This window comes from Micromonospora sp. SL1-18, assembly GCF_047921505.1.
Classification (GTDB): Bacteria; Actinomycetota; Actinomycetes; order Mycobacteriales; family Micromonosporaceae; genus Micromonospora.
Map to the genome: position 1 here is coordinate 32923 of NZ_JBLROA010000022.1, position 15876 is coordinate 48798.

At 72.5% G+C, this 15876-nt stretch carries 13 protein-coding genes; 8 read left to right on the forward strand and 5 right to left on the reverse strand.

What is annotated here, in order from left to right; all coding sequences use genetic code 11:
• Positions 1-5: 5 nt before the first annotated feature.
• From ACNAW0_RS13445 to ACNAW0_RS13475, 7 genes are all read left to right on the forward strand, one after another.
• Positions 6-779: a metallophosphoesterase family protein gene (locus ACNAW0_RS13445; protein ID WP_416288157.1), complete on the forward strand. Its 774-nt coding sequence runs from the start codon at positions 6-8 to the stop codon at positions 777-779.
• On the forward strand, positions 770-916 hold the full coding sequence (locus tag ACNAW0_RS13450; protein ID WP_416288158.1) for a GPGG-motif small membrane protein: 147 nt from the start codon (positions 770-772) through the stop codon (positions 914-916). Before ACNAW0_RS13445 ends, ACNAW0_RS13450 begins: the two co-directional genes overlap by 10 nt.
• Positions 917-1135: 219 nt before the next feature.
• Complete coding sequence (locus ACNAW0_RS13455; protein WP_416288159.1) at positions 1136-2482, forward strand: ABC transporter substrate-binding protein; 1347 nt, start codon at positions 1136-1138, stop codon at positions 2480-2482.
• A 70-nt stretch (positions 2483-2552) separates the two neighbouring features.
• Positions 2553-3602 (forward strand): carbohydrate ABC transporter permease, encoded by a 1050-nt coding sequence (locus tag ACNAW0_RS13460; RefSeq protein WP_416288160.1) that lies wholly within the window; start codon positions 2553-2555, stop codon positions 3600-3602.
• A gap of 1 nt (position 3603) precedes the next feature.
• On the forward strand, positions 3604-4566 hold the full coding sequence (locus ACNAW0_RS13465; protein WP_416288161.1) for a carbohydrate ABC transporter permease: 963 nt from the start codon (positions 3604-3606) through the stop codon (positions 4564-4566).
• 64 nt (positions 4567-4630) lie between these two features.
• A complete protein-coding gene (locus tag ACNAW0_RS13470) occupies positions 4631-5707 on the forward strand; it encodes a LacI family DNA-binding transcriptional regulator (RefSeq protein ID WP_416288162.1) in 1077 nt (358 codons plus the stop codon).
• Positions 5708-5786: 79 nt separating this feature from the next.
• The gene (locus ACNAW0_RS13475; protein ID WP_416288201.1) at positions 5787-7445 is read left to right on the forward strand and encodes a glycoside hydrolase family 13 protein; all 1659 of its coding nucleotides are present in this window, start codon (positions 5787-5789) and stop codon (positions 7443-7445) included.
• A 137-nt stretch (positions 7446-7582) separates the two neighbouring features.
• On the opposite strand, the gene ACNAW0_RS13480 is transcribed toward ACNAW0_RS13475, so the two are convergent.
• Genes ACNAW0_RS13480 through xylA form a run of 4 tightly spaced genes read right to left on the reverse strand, consistent with a single transcriptional unit; the run spans position 7583 to position 12981 of the window.
• Positions 7583-9010, reverse strand: a complete 1428-nt coding sequence (locus ACNAW0_RS13480) for an MFS transporter (RefSeq protein WP_416288163.1) — start codon at positions 9008-9010, stop codon at positions 7583-7585.
• A gap of 52 nt (positions 9011-9062) precedes the next feature.
• On the reverse strand, positions 9063-10151 hold the full coding sequence (locus ACNAW0_RS13485) for a DUF5925 domain-containing protein (protein ID WP_416288164.1): 1089 nt from the start codon (positions 10149-10151) through the stop codon (positions 9063-9065).
• A 41-nt stretch (positions 10152-10192) separates the two neighbouring features.
• Complete coding sequence (xylB, locus tag ACNAW0_RS13490) at positions 10193-11782, reverse strand: xylulokinase (protein WP_416288165.1); 1590 nt, start codon at positions 11780-11782, stop codon at positions 10193-10195.
• Between the two features lie 11 nt (positions 11783-11793).
• A complete protein-coding gene (xylA, locus tag ACNAW0_RS13495) occupies positions 11794-12981 on the reverse strand; it encodes a xylose isomerase (RefSeq protein WP_416288166.1) in 1188 nt (395 codons plus the stop codon).
• A 50-nt stretch (positions 12982-13031) separates the two neighbouring features.
• Here xylA and ACNAW0_RS13500 point away from each other — a divergent pair, with 50 nt between their 5' ends.
• Positions 13032-14330, forward strand: a complete 1299-nt coding sequence (locus tag ACNAW0_RS13500) for an ROK family protein (RefSeq protein WP_416288167.1) — start codon at positions 13032-13034, stop codon at positions 14328-14330.
• On the opposite strand, the gene ACNAW0_RS13505 is transcribed toward ACNAW0_RS13500, so the two are convergent.
• Entirely contained in the window at positions 14308-15792 is a 1485-nt protein-coding gene (locus ACNAW0_RS13505) for a sugar transferase (protein ID WP_416288168.1), read from the reverse strand. The genes ACNAW0_RS13500 and ACNAW0_RS13505 overlap by 23 nt on opposite strands.
• Positions 15793-15876: the final 84 nt, after the last annotated feature.

Here is a 15876-nt window from a genome sequence, read left to right on the forward strand (position 1 = left end):
GCACGATGATCCGGATCGCCGCCGTCGGCGACGTGCACATGGACGAGGACCTGGTCGGCCGGTTCCGGCCGGCCCTGGAGGAACTGCCCGACTGCGCCGACGCCCTGCTGCTCGCCGGGGACCTGACCCGGCACGGCACCGAGGCCGAGGCGCGCTGCGTCGCGCGGGAGTTCGGGAACCTCGGCGTGCCGGTGATCACCGTGCTCGGCAACCACGAGCACCAGTGCGACCAGGTGCCACAGGTGCTGAAGGTGCTGGAGGACGTCGGCATCACCGTGCTGGAGGGAAACGGGATCGTGCTGGAGTGCGCCGCCGGGCGGCTCGGGGTGGCCGGGGTGAAGGGCTTCGGCGGCGGGTTCGCCGGGCGGTGCGCCAGCGACTTCGGCGAACCCGAGATGAAGTCGTTCGTCCGGACCACCAACGAGAGCGCCGACGCGCTCGGCCGGGCACTGCGCGAGCTGGACTGCGACCTGCTGGTCGCGCTCACCCACTACTCCCCCGTGCCGGACACGCTGGCCGGCGAGCCGCTGGAGATCTACCCGTTCCTCGGCTGCTACCAGCTCGGCCAGGCGATCGACTCGGCGCCCACCGCGCTGGCCCTGCACGGGCACGCCCACCATGGGACCGAGCGCGGCACCACGCCCGGCGGGGTACGCGTCCGCAACGTCGCCCACCCGGTGATCAAGCAGGCGTACAGCATCTTCCACGTGGGAGATCACCTCGACCCGCACCAGGTTTCCCGGATCGGACAGTCGGGTACCGGGCCGCTATGGCGCTGATTCTCTGGATTGTCGCGGTCGTACTGGTGGTTGCCGGCGTCCTCGCGCTGTTCCGCCGGCAGATCCTGTGGGGCATCGTCCTCATCATCCTCGGCCTGCTGGTCGGTCCGGGCGGCGTCAGCGCCCTCAGCAGCTAGCCGCCGAGTCCCTACCCGCCCGTGACCCGTCGGGGTCGCGGGAAAAGGTTTGTCGATTGTGGGAGCGCGTCCACTTGCGATGAACAGGTTCCGGGATTGTTACCGGGCCGTGTCCGTTACGGGGTGGACCGTGCCGGATGCAAGCGCTTACATGTGGAAACGACCATCGGACCGGCGCAGATCGAATTCCCCCACGCGCCGGCAAGGAAGGAGATCGGCATGGCGTTTGCCAGATCGCGCCAGGCTCTCGCGATCGCCGGCGTTCTGGGGCTGGCGCTCGGCGTCACCGCCTGCGGCACCGGCAGCAGCGACAAGAAGAGCGGCAAGGCGGGCTCCGCGGAGTGTGCCGCGTACGAGAAGTACCAGGGCCACTCGGGCAAGAAGGTCTCGATCTATTCGACGAACACCGACGTCGAGGCCGACAAGCTGCAGGAATCCTGGAAGCAGTTCGTCGACTGCACCGGCATCAAGATTGACTACGAGGGCAGCCGCGAATTCGAGGCGCAGCTGCCGGTGCGGGTGGACGGTGGCAACGCGCCGGACCTTGCGACGATTCCGCAGCCCGGCCTGTTGAAGCGGTTTGCCGACGCCGGCAAGCTGAAGCCCCTCGCGGGCGACACGAAGGCGATGGCCGAGCAGAACTACTCGGCCGACTGGCTGAAGTACGCGACCGTCAACGGAACCCTCTACGGCGTGCCGCTGGATTCGAACGTCAAGTCGTTCGTGTGGTATTCGCCGAAGATGTTCAAGGAGAAGGGCTGGACCGCTCCGACCACCTGGGACGAGCTCATCAAGCTGAGCGACACGATCGCGGCGAGCGGCACGAAGCCGTGGTGCGCCGGCATCGAGTCCGGTGAGGCCACCGGCTGGCCGGCCACCGACTGGATTGAAGACCTGATGCTGCGGACGCAGGGCCCTGAGGTCTACGACCAGTGGACCACCCACGGCATCCCGTTCAACGACCCGAAGGTCGTCGAGGCCGTGGACCGGGCCGGCACCATCCTGAAGAACGAGAAGTACGTCAACGCCGGCTTCGGCGGCGTGAAGAGCATCGCCACCACCTCGTTCCAGGAGGCGGGCCTGCCGATCCTGCAGGGCAAGTGCGCGCTGCACCGGCAGGCGTCGTTCTACGCGAACAACTGGCCGCAGGGCACCAAGGTGGGCGAGGACGGGGACGTCTTCGCCTTCTACTTCCCGGCGATCGACCCGGCCAAGGGCAAGCCGGTGCTAGGCGCCGGGCAGTTCACCGTCGCCTTCGCCGACCGGCCGGAGGTGCAGGCGGTGCAGACGTTCCTGGCCTCGGGTGAGCACGCCAACGCCCGGGCCAAGCTGGGCAGCTGGGTGTCGGCGAACAACAAGCTGGACCTCGCCAACGTGGAGAGCCCCATCGACAAGCTCTCGGTCAACATCCTCCAGGACAAGAGCGCGGCCTTCCGCTTCGACGGTTCCGACCTGATGCCGGCCGCGGTCGGCGCCGGGACCTTCTGGAAGGGCATGGTCGCCTGGGTGAACGGCAAGGACACCGCGTCGGCGCTGAAGGACATCGAAGGCAGCTGGCCGAAGTGATCTGGGAAGGTGGGCCGGCCTGTGACCACGGGCCGGCCCACCGGCACAGTCGACACCCGTGGGAGGGTTGATGAACTTCGACTTCGCGGAGGAGTCGCCGAAGCTGTTCATGTTGCTCTGGGGGCTGGTGGCCTTCGTCGCGGTGGTGGGCGGCCTGCTCCTGTTGCTGGACGTGGTGCCGTCGTGGTTCGCCCGGCGCCGCGAGGCTCAACTGGTCGCCGCATCGGCCGGCGGCGCACCGCCGCCTCGGCGGCGGAAGCCCCGCGAAGGGCTTTTCGCGCTCTTCTTCCTGCTGCCGACGCTGCTGCTGCTCCTCGTCGGCCTGGTCGTCCCAGCGATCCGCACCACGCTGCTGTCGTTCATGGACGGCGGCAGCCAGAGCTGGGTGGGGCTGGCCAACTACCGGTGGATGTTCGCCGACGACGCGATCGTCCGAGTGCTGCTCAACACGCTCACCTGGGTGATCCTGGTGCCGCTGGTGGCCGCCTCGATCGGTCTGCTCTACGCGGTCATGGTCGACCGGGCCCGGTTCGAGGCCCTCGCCAAATCACTGATCTTCATGCCGATGGCGATCTCATTCGTGGGTGCCAGCATCATCTGGAAGTTCATCTACGCCTACCGGGGCGAGGACCAGGAGCAGGTCGGCCTACTCAACCAGATCCTGGTCAGCCTCGGCGGCAAACCGCAGCAGTGGCTGCTGGAGTCGCCGCTGAACACGCTGCTGCTCATCGTGATCATGATTTGGATCCAGGCCGGCTTCGCCATGGTGGTGCTCTCCGCCGCGATCAAGGCCATCCCGGCCGACATCGTCGAGGCGGCCCGCCTGGACGGGGTCACGCCGTGGCAGATGTTCTGGCAGATCACCCTGCCGAGCATCCGGCCGGCCCTGATCGTCGTGGTCGTGACCCTGTCGATCGCCACACTGAAGGTCTTCGACATCGTCCGGACCGCCACGAACGGCAACTACGACACCAGCGTGATCGCCAACGAGATGTACAACCAGGCGTTCCGGTACGGCGAGAACGGGCGGGGCTCCGCGCTGGCGGTCTTCCTCTTCGTCCTGGTCATCCCGATCGTGATCTACCAGATTCGCAACCTGCGTCAGCAGCGGGAGGGCTGAAATGACCACCAGCACGCCCACCCTCGCCACCGGCACCAAGCAGGATGAGCGCCGCGGCACCGCCCGGCGGGTCCGCAAGCGGCTGAACACCCGGACCGCCACCGTGGTCTCAATCGTCATCGCGCTGCTCTGGACCGTGCCGACCTTCGGCCTGCTCATCTCGTCCTTCCGGCCAGAGGCCCAGATCAAGACCACCGGCTGGTGGACGTTCTTCAGCGACCCCCAGTTCACGCTGGACAACTACCAGGAGGTGCTGTTCGGCACCTCCTCGTCGTCCGGGCAGTTGGCCAGCTACTTCATCAACTCACTGGCAATCACCGTCCCGGCGGTGCTGTTCCCGCTCGCGTTCGCCGCCCTGGCCGCGTACGCGCTGGCGTGGATCAACTTCCGCGGCCGGGACTGGGTCTACATCGCGATCTTCGCGATGCAGATCGTGCCGCTGCAGATGGCCCTGGTGCCGCTGCTCAGCTTCTTCTCCAAGGGAGTCAGCCTGGGCGGGTTCACCCTGCTGCCTGCCTGGGAACTCGACGGCGCCCAGAAGTTCGCCCAGGTGTGGTTCGCGCACACGTGCTTCGCGCTGCCGTTCGCGGTGTTCCTGCTGCACAACTTCGTCGCACAGCTGCCGCGGGACCTGATGGAGGCGGCCCGGGTCGACGGCGCCACCCACCCGAAGATCTTCCGTACCATCGTGCTCCCGCTGATCACGCCCGCGCTGGCCGCGTTCGGCATCTTCCAGTTCCTCTGGGTCTGGAACGACCTGCTGGTCGCGCTGATCTTCGCGGGCGGCACAAACGAGACCGCCCCGCTGACCGTCCGGCTCGCCGAGATGGCCGGCACCCGGGGCAACGAGTGGCAGCGGCTCACGTCCGGCGCGTTCGTGTCGATCGTCGTACCGCTGATCGTGTTCCTGTCCCTCCAGCGCTACTTTGTGCGGGGCCTGCTCGCCGGCAGCGTCAAGGGTTGACCCGCTGCTCCGCCGCCGCCAACTGGTCGGCGGCGGCGGACACGGGCCGGAGCGGGGAACAGCGATGACCAGGATTGACGATGTCGCCCGCCTGGCCGGGGTCTCCACGGCCACCGTCTCCCGTGCGCTGCGCGGCCTGCCCACGGTCTCGGCCGCGACCCGCCGCCGGGTCCTCGCCGCCGCCGAGCAGCTCCAGTACGCGGTCTCGCCGAGCGCCTCCCGGCTGGCCGGCGGCAAGACTGGCACGGTGGCGATCGTGGTCCCCCGGATCACCCGCTGGTTCTTCGCCACGGTCGTGGAAGCCGTCGAGGACCATCTCCACCAGAACGGCTACGACCTGCTGCTCTACAACCTCGGCGGGCGGGAGCAGACCCGGCGGCGGGTGCTGCGCACCGCCAGCCTGCACAAGCGGGTGGACGCCCTCATCCTGGTCGCCACCCCGCTGCGCCCGGCGGACGTGACCGCGCTGACCAAGCTGGACCTGCCCGGGGTAATCATCAGCTCCGGTTCCGGGGTGCCCGGCTGGCCCTGCGTCCGGATCGACGACGTGGCCGCGGCCCGGACCGCCACCCGGCACCTGCTCGACCTCGGGCACACCCGGATCGCGCACATCTCCGGCGACCCGGACGACGAACTGGCGTTCACCACCCACCTGGACCGCCGCCGCGGCTACCAGGAGGCGCTGCGCGCGGCCGGGATCCGGCCCGATCCCAGCCTGGACGTCGAGTCCGGGTTCACCGTGGCCGGCGGCACCCGGGCCACCGCCGAGCTGCTGGCCCGGGGTGAGCCGCCGACCGCGATCTTCGCCGCCTGTGACGAGATGGCGATGGGCGCGATCACCGCGCTGCGCGACGCCGGGCTCCGGGTGCCGCAGGACGTCAGCGTGATCGGCATCGACGACCACGACCTGGCCGAGGTGATCGGGTTGAGCACCATCGCCCAACCGGCGGCGGAGCAGGGGTTGCTCGCCGCCCAGATCCTGCTCGACCCGCTCGGCGTACGCAGCCCGGACCCGTACCCCGGGCTGGCGCCCCCGCCGGGCGACGCCGACGCCGGCGCCGGCGCTGAACCGCCTGCGCCGGTGATCCTGCCCACTCGACTGGTGGTACGTGAATCGACCGCACCGCCCCGGGCACACTGAACGGATCCGGTCGCCCCCGGCGGCCGGGAACGACCGCCCGGCCGGCGGACGGCCACGGCTCGACACAGGGGAGAAGGCTCTGAACACGGACACGACGCGACCGGAACCGGCCGGCGACCCCGGCACCGGCTGGTGGACCGAGGCCGTCATCTACCAGATCTACCCGCGCTCGTTCGCCGACTCGACGGGCGACGGCATCGGCGACCTCCCCGGCATCACCGCCCGCCTCGACCACCTGGCCGAGCTGGGGGTCGACGCGGTCTGGCTGTCGCCGTTCTACCCGTCCCCGCAGGCCGACGCCGGGTACGACGTGGCGGACTACCGGGACGTCGACCCGCTCTTCGGCACCCTCGCCCACGCCGACACGATGATCGCCGAGGCGAAGGCGCACGGGCTGCGGGTGATCGTCGACCTGGCCCCCAACCACACCTCGTCGGCGCACCGCTGGTTCCAGGCCGCCCTCGCCGTCGAGCCGGGCAACCCGGAACGGCAGCGTTACGTCTTCCGGGACGGCCGCGGCCCGCAGGGCGCCGAGCCCCCGAACGACTGGCAGAGCGTCTTCGGCGGCCCGGCCTGGACCCGGGTGCCGGACGGCCAGTGGTACCTGCACCTGTTCGACCCCGGTCAGCCCGACCTGAACTGGGACAACCCCGAGGTGCGCGCCGAATTCCTGGACATCCTCCGGTTCTGGCTGGACCGGGGGGTCGACGGCTTCCGGGTCGACGTGGCGCACGGCCTGATCAAGCAGGCCGACCTGGCCGACTGGCAGGAGCCGCAGGAGATCCTCTCCGGCAACGAGATCGACAAGCCGCGCCCACCGATGTGGGACCAGGACGGCGTACACGAGATCTACCGCGACTGGCGGCGGCTGCTCGACTCGTACGACGGGGAGCGCATCCTGGTCGCCGAGGCGTGGGTGGAACCGGCCGAGCGGCTGACCCGATACGTCCGGCCCGACGAGATGCACCAGGCGTTCAACTTCGAGTACCTGCTCGCCGCCTGGACCGCCCCGGCCCAGTACGCGGTGATCACCCGCTCGTTGGCGGCCACCGACACGGTCGGCGCCCCCACCACCTGGGTGCTCTCCAACCACGACGTGGTCCGGCACGCCTCCCGGCTCGGCCTGCCGGTCGGCACCCCCCGGCCCTACGGCATCGGCATCGGCGATCCGCAGCCCGACGCGGCGCTCGGCCTGCGCCGGGCCCGGGCGGCCACCCTGCTGATGCTGGCCCTGCCCGGCTCCGCATACCTCTATCAGGGCGAGGAGCTGGGGCTGCCGGAGCACACCACGCTGCCCGACGAGGCCCGGCAGGACCCGACCTGGGAGCGCAGCGGCCACACCCAGCGGGGCCGGGACGGCTGCCGGGTGCCGATCCCGTGGGCGGCCGACGATCCGTCGTACGGCTTCGGGCCGACCGACGCGAGCTGGCTACCCCAGCCCCCGATCTGGGCCGAGTACGCCCTCGACCGGCAGCGCGGTGTGCCCGGCTCGACGTACGAGCTGTACCGGACCGCGCTGCGGTTGCGCCGCGAGCACGAGCTGGGCGCCGGGGCGCTGCACTGGCTCTCCTCCGGTGACGAGGTGCTCACCTTCACCAACGGCGGCCTCACGGTGCTGACCAACTTCGGCGCCACGCCGGTCCCCCTCCCACCCGGCGCCGAGGTGCTCGTGGCCAGCGCCCCGCTCGACGAGGCCGACGCCGTCCCGACCGACGTCACGGTCTGGTACTACGTGTAAGGAAGGGCCCCTTATTAACGCCTGGCGTTGTACAGGGGCCCCTTCTTAACACCCTCGGGCCGGCACCGCGCCTGTCGTGCCTCGGAGCAGCTCGCGGTGACGCTTGTTAATAGGGGGCCCCTGCAATGCACGAGGCGTTAATAGGGGGCCCTTCCTTGCAAGCGGGCGCGGGCGTGCAGGAGGTCGTGGACCTGCGCGATGTCCCGAGGGGACGTACGGGCGGCCAGCCAGTACATGAGGCCGGTCGGGATGAAGAAGAGCTGGAACGCGGCCAGGCCGACGGCGTAGTTCAGCGGCGGTGGGAAGACTGCCCGCAGCCCGTGGAAGACCAACCCGACCAGCCCGTTGCCGGCCGCCCGGCCGGCCCCGTTCACCAGGTTGCCCAAGCTGTAGACGGTGCCCCGGTGCTCGGGCGGGTTGACGTCGGCGATCAGCGCGAACCAGTTCGGCGAGTTGGCCGAGGTGAGCGCGAGCGCCAGCACGGCGGTCAACAGGCTCAGGCCGATCGTCGGCTCGCTGACCACGCTGGCCAGCACGGCGGCGATCACCGCGCCGGAGCTGCCGCCGTTCGGCACGTCGATCCGGATCGGCACCAGGAACAGCACCAGGTAGAACGGCACGGCCGCGAGGATGCCCACCGCCGCGACCAGGGCCCGCCCGCTCGGCGTACGCCGTTGGAGCGCGTCGCCGGCCAGCCCGCCCAGGATGGAGAACACCCCGCCGAGCTGGAACAGGGTGGCGAACACGCTGCCCACCACCACGGCGGTGGCCGACGAGTAGCCCTGCGTCTGTGCCCGCTGGGCGAAGAGCACCGGCAGCCAGACCAGCGAGCCAAACGCCGCCTGCGCCGTCAACCCCTGCAGGATCAGCCAGCGGTTGGTCCGCCGGGCCAGGATCCGGGGCAGGTCGGCGCGGCTGATCCGGTAGTCGTACTCGGCGCCGGTGTCGAATGCTGCGGCCAGCTCCGGCTCGCTCTGCCCGCGCCGGATGTCGTACGTGAACAGGTAGGCCACGGTGGCGGCCAGGCCCGCCACGGTGAGCAGCAGGAACGGCCGCCGCCAGTCGGTGGCGCCGAGGAGGCCGCCGGTGAGCGTGCCGGCGAGGGTGCCGACGCCCTGCGACAGCCCCCAGAAGCTCATCACCAGGCCTCGGCGGCGAGGCGAGATCAGATCGGTGACCACCGAGAAGCCGACCGAGCCGACCGCACCCAGCCCGACCGCGGCGACCAACTGGGCGGCCAGGAACGCGGGGTAGTGGTGCGCGAGGGCGCTGCCGCCGGTGCCGGCCGCCCAGATCAGCGTGCCGACCATGAGCAGCGGCTTACGGTTGGTCCGGTCGCCCACGTACGCCCAGCCCACCGCGGCCACCGCGCTGACCAGGAAGCTGACCGCGGTGACCAGGCCGAGTAGCCGCTGCGGCACGCCCAGCGCGCCGGAGATCGGCCCGTACAGCGGGGGCACCAGGCCGATCGCCACGTTGTCCAGCGAGGCGAGCACCACGAACACGACCACGCTGTAGAACCGGTGGGCCGCGTTGCCGCGCCGGGAGATCGTCGTGCCGCTCATTCCCGGCAGCCAACCAGTTACAGATCACGGCCGGATGACAGCCCCGCCGTCGTCAGAGGTAACCGCCGATCTCGACCGGCACCGCGCCGACCGGGACCGCCCCGGCGCGCAGCGCGTACAGCTCCGCCAGCGTGGCACCCTGCGGCGGGAGACCTGCCGAGGTGCCGAGCCACTCCGTCGCCTCGGCGTACGACAGCGGGCCGACCTCGATCCGAGCCAGGCAGCGTCCAGGCCGGACGACCGCCGGATGCAGCCGGGACAGGTCCTCGTTCGTGGTGATCGCCACCAGCACGTCCCGGCCCTGCCCGAGCAGCCCGTCCGTCAGGTTGAGCAGCCGGGACAGCGCCTGCCCGGCCGCCTGCTTGGCCTCGCCGCGGATCAGCTCGTCGCAGTCCTCCAGGATCAGCAGCCGCCAGCGGCGCCCCGTACCGCCCTCCTCGTCCTCGTCGCCCACCGCGATGTCGGAGAGGTAGGCCGCGTCGTTGAAGAGGACGTCCGGATCGAGGACGGCATCGACCTGGCACCAGTCGCGCCACTCCCGGGCCAGCGCACGCAGCGCGGTGGTCTTGCCCGTGCCGGGAGCGCCGTGCAGCAGCACCAGCCGCCCCGAGACGGCCTCCGGGGTGGCGGCCATCAACGCGTCCAGGTTGGCACGCGCCGCCGCGGCGTAGTTGCGCCGGATCGCGGTCCACTCCGGAGCGACGATCGACCGGAGGTCGCGCCGGGCACCCCGGCGCGGGTCGTGGTGCCAGAAGCCGATCCGGCCGGTGTCGGGGTCCTCGGGCTCGGCGGCGCCCTCGACCATCCGGTCCAGGGCCGCCTGCCCGACCTCGTCGTTCACCGCGGTCACGGTCACCTCGGCGTCCCGCCCGTTCCAGGTGACCACCCGGGCCGTCCAGCCCTCGCCGTCGAGCAGCTGGTACCGCCGCCGGTGCTCGACGGCGGTACGCAGGATCCGCGCGTCGGCGGGGGTCAGCGCGGCGTCGGGGCGTAGCCGGGACAGCCGGACGGTCCGCGCCCAGGGATGCCGGCCGGTGACGAAGTCCGCCAGCACCAGCGCGTCGACCACGTCGCAGGGGGTGTCGGCATCGTCGTACTGGAGGACCGAGGGCAGGTGGCTGTCACCGGAAGCGGTACGCATCATCCGATCATCGCCAGCGCCCGCCCCACCCGTACAGCCCTTTACCCTGCCTCAGAATCGAGGCGATCGACGACGAGGTCCCGGGCCTGGGCGTACCGCTCCCGGATGGCTCGGACCTCCGACGACTCCAGCTCGGCTGGCGGCCATAATTCGGCCTCCGCGCCGTTGGGCGGCGCTCCGGACCGAATGAAGGCCGGTCTGACGCCACGCCGCGACCTGGAGCCGTCGTCTGCCGCGTACTCCTCGGCGTCGCCGACCGTCCACGTTGGTGGCGTCGCGCCGCCGAGGGCGACCCAGGCGGCCTGGCGGGCGGCGCCGTCCGCGACGTACTCCCCGGGCGGCGGCACGACCACCGGCCGGCCGAAGACCTGCGGCGCGATCTGCCGCACCGCCGCCGAGCGGGCCCCGCCGCCGACCAGGATGATCCGGCGGGCGGTGGCGCCCTGCGCGGTGAGCGCGTCGAGCCCGTCGGCGAGCGCGCAGAGCATGCCCTCGACGGCGGCCCGGGCCAGGTGGGCCGGGCTGGCGGTACGCAGGGTGAGCCCGTGCACCGAGCCGGTGGCGGTCGGCCGGTCCGGGGTCCGCTCCCCCTCCAGGTACGGCACCATGACCAGCCCGTCCGCGCCGGGCGGGGCGGCCAGCGCCAGTTCGCTCAGCTCGTCCAGGTCGACCCGGAGCAGCGCCGCGGCGGCGTCCAGCACCCGGGCCGCGTTGAGCGTGCAGACCAGCGGCAGGAACCGGCCGGTGGCGTCCGCGAACCCGGCCACCGCGCCGGTGGGGTCGGCGGCGGGGGTGTCGGCCACCGCGAAGACCGTGCCGGAGGTGCCGATCGAGACGACCACGTCGCCGGGACCGGCGCCGACGCCGAGCGCGGCGGCGGCGTTGTCCCCGGTGCCGGGCCCGAGCAGGACCCGGCCGTCGGCCCCGGGCCCGAGCGGCACGCCGCCGGCCGTGGTGCCGGCGAGCGCCGCCGGATCCACCAGCCCCGCCGGCTCCGCGGGGCCGAGGACGGCGGGCACCCCGATCCGCCGACCGAAGGCGCGTTCCAGCAGGTCGAGCCGGTATTCGCCGGTCCGCGGCGACCAGTAGCCGGTGCCGCTGGCGTCACCCCGGTCGGTGCGCAGCGCGTCCAGGCCGGGGGCGCCGGCCAGCCGCCAGGTGAGCCAGTCGTGTGGCAGGCAGACCGCCGCCACCCGGTCCGCGTTCGCCGGCTCGTGCCGGGCCAGCCAGCGCAGCTTCGTGGCGGTGAAGCTGGCCACCGGCACGCTGCCCGTCGCCTCGGCCCAGAACCGCCGGCCGGCCTCGCCGCCGCCCGCCTCCGCGATCAGGTCGTGACCGGCCCCGGCGGAGCGGGTGTCGTTCCACAGCAGCGCCGGGCGGACCACCTGCCCCGCCTCGTCCAGGCAGACCATCCCGTGCTGCTGGCCACCGACCGACACGGCCGCCACGTCGGCCAGCCCGCCGGCCGCGTCGACGGCCGCCAGCAGGGCGGCCCACCAGGCGTACGGGTCGACCTCGGTGCCCTCGGGATGTGGCGCGCGGCCCTGCCGGACCAGCGCGCCGGTCTCCGCGTCCCGGACCACCACCTTGCAGGACTGGGTGGACGAGTCGACTCCCGCGACGAGCGGCATGCCGGCCCGCCTCAGCGCGCGCCGAGCAGGTGCTCGACGGCGAGCTGGTTGAGCCGGACGAAGCCGTAGCCCTTCGCCCCGGCCGCGTCCGGGTCGAACTCCTCGAACGCGGCGCGGTCGGCGAGCAGGTCGGCGTGGCCCTCGCCGGGGTTCAGCGTCGGCGCGCTCAGCTCGGTGACCTGGCTGGCGGCCAGCGCCTCGGCCACCTCCGGGTCGGCCCGGAAGGCCGCGGCCCGCTCCTTGAGCAGGAGGTACGTGCGCATGTTCGCCTCCGCCGACGCCCACACGCCGGTGATGTCCTCGGTGCGGGAGGGCTTGTAGTCGAAGTGCCGCGGCCCGTCGTACGCCTGGCCGCCGTTCGGGCCGCCGTGCTCCAGCAGGTCGACCAGGGCGAACGCGTTGAGCAGGTCGCCGTGGCCGAAGACCAGGTCCTGGTCGTACTTGATGCCGCGCTGGCCGTTGAGGTCGATGTGGAACAGCTTGCCCTGCCAGAGCGCCTGGGCGATGCCGTGCGCGAAGTTCAGCCCGGCCATCTGCTCGTGGCCGACCTCGGGGTTGAGCCCGACCAGCTCGGGGCGGGCCAGGGTGGAGATGAACGCGAGCGCGTGCCCGACGGTGGGCAGCAGGATGTCGCCGCGCGGCTCGTTCGGCTTGGGCTCGAGGGCGAACCGCAAGTCGTAACCCTGGTCGACGACATACTGGCAGAGCAGGTCGACGGCCTCCCGGTAGCGGTCCAGCGCGGCTCGGACGTCCTTGGCCAGGTCGTACTCGGCGCCCTCCCGGCCGCCCCACATGACGAAGGTGCGGGCGCCCAGCTCGGCGGCCAGGTCGACGTTGCGCAGCACCTTGCGCAGCGCGTACCGGCGCACAGACCGGTCGTTGCTGGTGAAGCCGCCGTCCTTGAACACCGGGTGGGTGAAGAGGTTGGTGGTGACCATCGGCACGACCAGGCCGGTCTCGTCGAGCGCCTTGCGGAACCGGGCCAGGTGGGCGTCCCGGGTGGCGGCGTCCGCGCCGAAGGGGACCAGGTCGTCGTCGTGGAAGGTGATCCCGTACGCGCCGAGCTCGGCGAGCCGGTGCACCGCCTCCACCGCGTCCAGCTCGGGGCGGGTGGCATCGCCGAACGGGTCGCGGGCCTGCCAGCCCACCGTCCAGAGACCGAAGGAGAACTTGTCCGCGGGGGTGGGACGGGGCGCCATGGCTGAACCTCCGGGGGTGTCGTCCGCAATTTGTTCAGTGGTTGAATTAAATGGCGGCGGTGTGGCAGTGTCAAGCGGTGAACAGCGACAGCACCACCGGGGCGGTCCGGCAGGGCAGCCTCCGCGAGCTCAACCTCGCGGTGGTGCTCCGACGGATCGCCGCCGCCGACCGACCGCCCTCCCGGGCCGAGCTCGCCGCCGGCACCGGCCTGACCCGGGCCACCGTCTCCGCCGTCGTCGACGGCCTGATCGCCGGCCGGCTGGTCGCCGAGGCGGCGCCCGCGCCGCGTACCGGGGCCGGACGGCCGGCCCGCGGCCTGGTGCTGGCCACCGACGGCCCAGCCGGGCTCGGGCTGGAGGTCAACGTCGACTACCTGGCCGCCTGCGTGGTCGACCTGAGCGGCGCGGTCCGCCACCACCTGGTACGCCGCGCCGACCTGCGCCCGCTCTCCCCCGCCGCCGCCCTGGACCGGCTCGCCGCGCTCGCCGCCGAGGCCCGCGCCGCGGCCGTACGCGACGGGCTGACCCTGGCCGGCACGGCGCTCGCCGTGCCGGGTCTCGTCGGCGAGGGCGGCCTGGTCCGGCTCGCCCCCAACCTGGGTTGGCGGGACGTGGACATCCCCGGGCTGCTGGCCGGGCACCCGCTCGCCGAGCCGGTCGACGGGATCCCCCCGTTGGTGGTCGACAACGAGGCCAACCTGGCCGCGCTCGGTGAACTGCACGCCGCTCCCCCGGGATCCGCCAGCTTCCTGCACATCTCCGGCGAGATCGGCATCGGCGCCGGGATCGTGCTCGACGGGACGCTCTACCGGGGCACCCGGGGCTGGAGCGGCGAGATCGGCCACCTACCGGTGCACCCGGAGGGGCGGCCCTGCCGCTGCGGCGGCCAGGGCTGCCTGGAGCGGTACGCGGGCCAGGAGGCCATCCTGGCCGCCGCCGGACTCGCCGGCGCGGACCTGCCCGCCGACACCGCCGCGACCCGGCTGGCGGACCTCGCCGAGGCCGGCGATCCGGCCACCCTGGCCGCCCTGGCGGGCGCCGGAACCGCCCTCGGAGTGGCCGTGGCGGGCGTGGTCAACCTGCTGGACCTGGACACCGTGGTGCTCGGCGGCGGATACGCCCCGCTCGCCCCGTGGCTCTCCCCGCCGGTGGTCGCCGAGGTCTCCCGGCGGGTGCTCACCGCGGCATGGGCGCCGGTGACGGTACGCCCGGCGGCGCTCGGCGCCCAGTCCGCGGCGGTCGGCGGGGCCGCCTCGGTGGTCCGCCGGATCGTCGACCGGCCCATCGGCTGGCTGACCCGGGCCGGCCCCACGGCCGGCCGCCGGCTCAGTACGCGCCGCGGCCGTTGATCACCGCGCCGAAGGTCTTCCAGAGGATGGCCAGGTCGACGGCGAGCGACCAGTTCTCCACGTAGTAGAGGTCGAGCCGGATGCCGTCCTCCCAGCTCAGGTCGGACCGGCCGCTGACCTGCCAGAGGCCGGTCATGCCGGGCTTCACCAGCAGGCGGCGAGCCACGTCCCCGTCGTACCGGGCCACCTCGGAGGGCAGCGGCGGACGGGGGCCGACCAGGCTCATCTGGCCGAGCAGCACGTTGGCGAGCTGGGGGAGCTCGTCCAGGGACCGCTTGCGCAGCAGCTTGCCGACCCGGGTCAGCCGGGGATCGTCGCGCATTTTGAACATCAGGCCGTCGGTCTCGTTACGCGCGGCCAGCTCGGCCAGCAGCGCGTCCGCGTTGACCACCATGGTGCGGAACTTGAAGACCCCGAACTCCTTGCCGCCCTGGCCGACCCGGACCTGGCGGAACAGCACCTGCCCCCGGCTGTCCAGCCGGACGGCGAGTGCGATCACCACGAGCAGGGGCAGCAGCAGGAGCAACGCCACCAGCGCCACCGAACGGTCGACCAGGCCCTTGACCAGCTTCCGCGCGCCTCGGAACTCGGGCGCCTCGACGTGGATCAGCGGCAGGCCGGCGACCGGGCGGGTGTGGATGCGTGGGCCTGCGACGTCGGTCAACGCGGGGGCCACCACCAGGTCGATCCCGGTGCCCTCCAGTTGCCAGCCGAGCCGGCGCAGCCGGGTCGCGGTCAGCTCACCGGAGGCGGTGACCGCCACGGTGTCCGCGCCGATCGCGCCGGCCGCCTCCGGGATGCCCTGGAACGAGCCGACCACCGGCACGTCGCCCAGCCGCTGCGGCACCGGGGCGAGCAGCGCGTCCGGGATGCACGCGCCGACCACCTGGTAGCCGGCGTACGGCTCGCGGCGCAGGGTGTGCACCAGCTCCAGGACGTGCGCGGTGTCGCCGACCACCAGTACCTTGCGGGCCCAGCCGACGCCCCGGTCGCGAGCCCGGTGCAGCCGCTTGCGCGCGGCGAACCGGGCCACCTCCAGGCCCATCGTGCCGGCCGCGAAGGAGATGGCCAGAAAGCCCCGGGAGACTCCCACGCCGGCGATGTACCCGGCGATCGCGATGCCGCCGGCCAGCCGCAGGCTCGCCGCGCTGACCCGCCGGTACTCGTCGGCGCCGTGGCCGAGCACCCGGCCGTCGTAGCAGCGCATCGCCCGCAGCGAGATCAGCCAGACGAGCAGCAGCGCGGGCACCACCAGCACGTACGGGATCTCCGAGCCGCTCGGCTGCTCGTCGCCGAAGCGGGCGACGTACCCGACCAGGATGGCGACCGCCAGCACGGCGGTGTCCAGCACCACCAGAACCCGGACGTAGGCCCGCTCGGCGGCGCGGGTCGTCGGGCCGGAACGGTCGCCGCCCGGCCGCGTCGCCGTGCTGGCGGGAGTCAACAGCGTCGCCGAGGTCACCGGCCCTCCCCACGTCGCTCAGGCCGCCGCGCCCCCGATCGGGAACCGACGGTCCGAAGCACCAGGCCATCTTGCCTCGATAAT

Coding starts and splice junctions, on each gene's coding strand:
- ACNAW0_RS13445 (WP_416288157.1), top strand. CDS start 6: ATGATCCGGATCGCCGCCGTCGGCGACGTGCACATGGACGAGGACCTG.
- ACNAW0_RS13485 (WP_416288164.1), bottom strand. CDS start 10,151: ATGCGTACCGCTTCCGGTGACAGCCACCTGCCCTCGGTCCTCCAGTAC.
- ACNAW0_RS13450 (WP_416288158.1), top strand. CDS start 770: ATGGCGCTGATTCTCTGGATTGTCGCGGTCGTACTGGTGGTTGCCGGC.
- ACNAW0_RS13500 (WP_416288167.1), top strand. CDS start 13,032: ATGGCGGCGGTGTGGCAGTGTCAAGCGGTGAACAGCGACAGCACCACC.
- ACNAW0_RS13470 (WP_416288162.1), top strand. CDS start 4,631: ATGACCAGGATTGACGATGTCGCCCGCCTGGCCGGGGTCTCCACGGCC.
- ACNAW0_RS13480 (WP_416288163.1), bottom strand. CDS start 9,010: ATGAGCGGCACGACGATCTCCCGGCGCGGCAACGCGGCCCACCGGTTC.
- xylA (WP_416288166.1), bottom strand. CDS start 12,981: ATGGCGCCCCGTCCCACCCCCGCGGACAAGTTCTCCTTCGGTCTCTGG.
- ACNAW0_RS13460 (WP_416288160.1), top strand. CDS start 2,553: ATGAACTTCGACTTCGCGGAGGAGTCGCCGAAGCTGTTCATGTTGCTC.
- ACNAW0_RS13455 (WP_416288159.1), top strand. CDS start 1,136: ATGGCGTTTGCCAGATCGCGCCAGGCTCTCGCGATCGCCGGCGTTCTG.
- xylB (WP_416288165.1), bottom strand. CDS start 11,782: ATGCCGCTCGTCGCGGGAGTCGACTCGTCCACCCAGTCCTGCAAGGTG.
- ACNAW0_RS13465 (WP_416288161.1), top strand. CDS start 3,604: ATGACCACCAGCACGCCCACCCTCGCCACCGGCACCAAGCAGGATGAG.